The following is a 1,213-nucleotide window of genomic DNA, read 5'->3' on the forward strand; positions in this document are numbered from 1 at the left end:
TGCCCCGGGACCTGTTCGCGAGCTTCTGACCAGGCTGGCGGGCGTGGCTGGCAGGTGTCGTTGGGAGGTGTCGTGGTACGGCAACGGCACCTGTCAGCGGTCGTCCGTCCCCGTGTGGTCGCGATCGACCCCTGCGTGGCTGTGATCGACAGCCTCGTGGTCGACGGTGTCGTGGTCGGTGTCCTGGTCCTCCTCGGGAGGAAATATCGGGGGGAACCCGTGCTGGACGAGGCGGCGGTTGCGGAAGTAACCGCCGGTGGCGAACCCCAGACCCACCGCGGCTACCAGAAGAAAGATCGAGAGGGTGAGCCGGACGTCCAGCCGGCCGGGCAGCAGCGCGAACATAATGGCGAACGGCAACATGAGCAGCGGTGGCCGGGACGCCTGCCGGATGCGCCACCGCGGACCGGTCAGATCATGGGCGATCCACCGGTTGTACCGCGGAGGCAGCGTCCCGCCCACCAGGTAGTACACCCGGCCGGTCAGTGGGGGACGCTCGGGCGGTACCGGCGCCGCGCCGCCCGACTCCACCGACCTCTCCGAGGAAGCCCCGTCCTTACCCGTGCTGCCAGCGCCCATGGCCTCAAGCCTACGAACGAACAGGACCGAACCGGTCGGGCTGGTCCTCGCTAATCCTTGATCTCGCAGAGGACGGCGCCGCTGGAAACGACCCCACCGACGGTTGCGGTCAGCCCCGTCACAGTGCCCGCCCGGTGCGCGGTGATCGGCTGTTCCATCTTCATGGCTTCCAGGACGACGACAAGGTCACCGGCCTCGACCGTGTCCCCGTCACTGACCGCAATCTTGACGATGGTCCCCTGCATCGGGCTGGTCAGCTCGTTCCCGGTGGCCGCGCGGGCGGCCTTCGTGCCCGACCGCCGCCGTGGCCGGGCCGTTCCCCCGGCAGCGGGGCCGCCCGTGCCGGCCGTCCCGAAGCCCGCGGGCAGAACGACCTCGAGGCGCCGACCGCCGACCTCCACGACGACCGACTCCCGTGCCGCCGGTTCGGTGTCGGCGTCCACCCCGCCGGTGAAGACGGGGATGGTGTTGTCGAACTCGGTCTCGATCCAGCGGTTGTGCACCCGGAACGGTTCGGTGGCGTCGACCGGTGCGAACGCCGGATCCCGCACGACGGCCCGGTGGAACGGCAGGACCGTGGCCATGCCGTCCACGGCCATCTCGTCCAGGGCGCGACGAGCGCGTTGCAGGGCTT

2 protein-coding genes are annotated in these 1,213 nt (G+C 70.2%); both read right to left on the reverse strand.

Going from position 1 to position 1,213, the window contains the following annotated elements:
• Positions 1-93 precede the first annotated feature (93 nt).
• Entirely contained in the window at positions 94-531 is a 438-nt protein-coding gene (locus tag DD1DGNOD_RS05785; RefSeq protein WP_241255487.1) for a DUF5313 family protein, read from the reverse strand.
• A gap of 98 nt (positions 532-629) precedes the next feature.
• Positions 630-1,213 (reverse strand): biotin/lipoyl-containing protein (locus tag DD1DGNOD_RS28805; protein ID WP_241255488.1); only part of this gene is annotated, 584 nt, incomplete at its 5' end.

It is taken from the genome of Candidatus Protofrankia californiensis (genome assembly GCF_900634765.1).
Lineage (GTDB): Bacteria > Actinomycetota > Actinomycetes > Frankiales > Frankiaceae > Protofrankia > Protofrankia californiensis.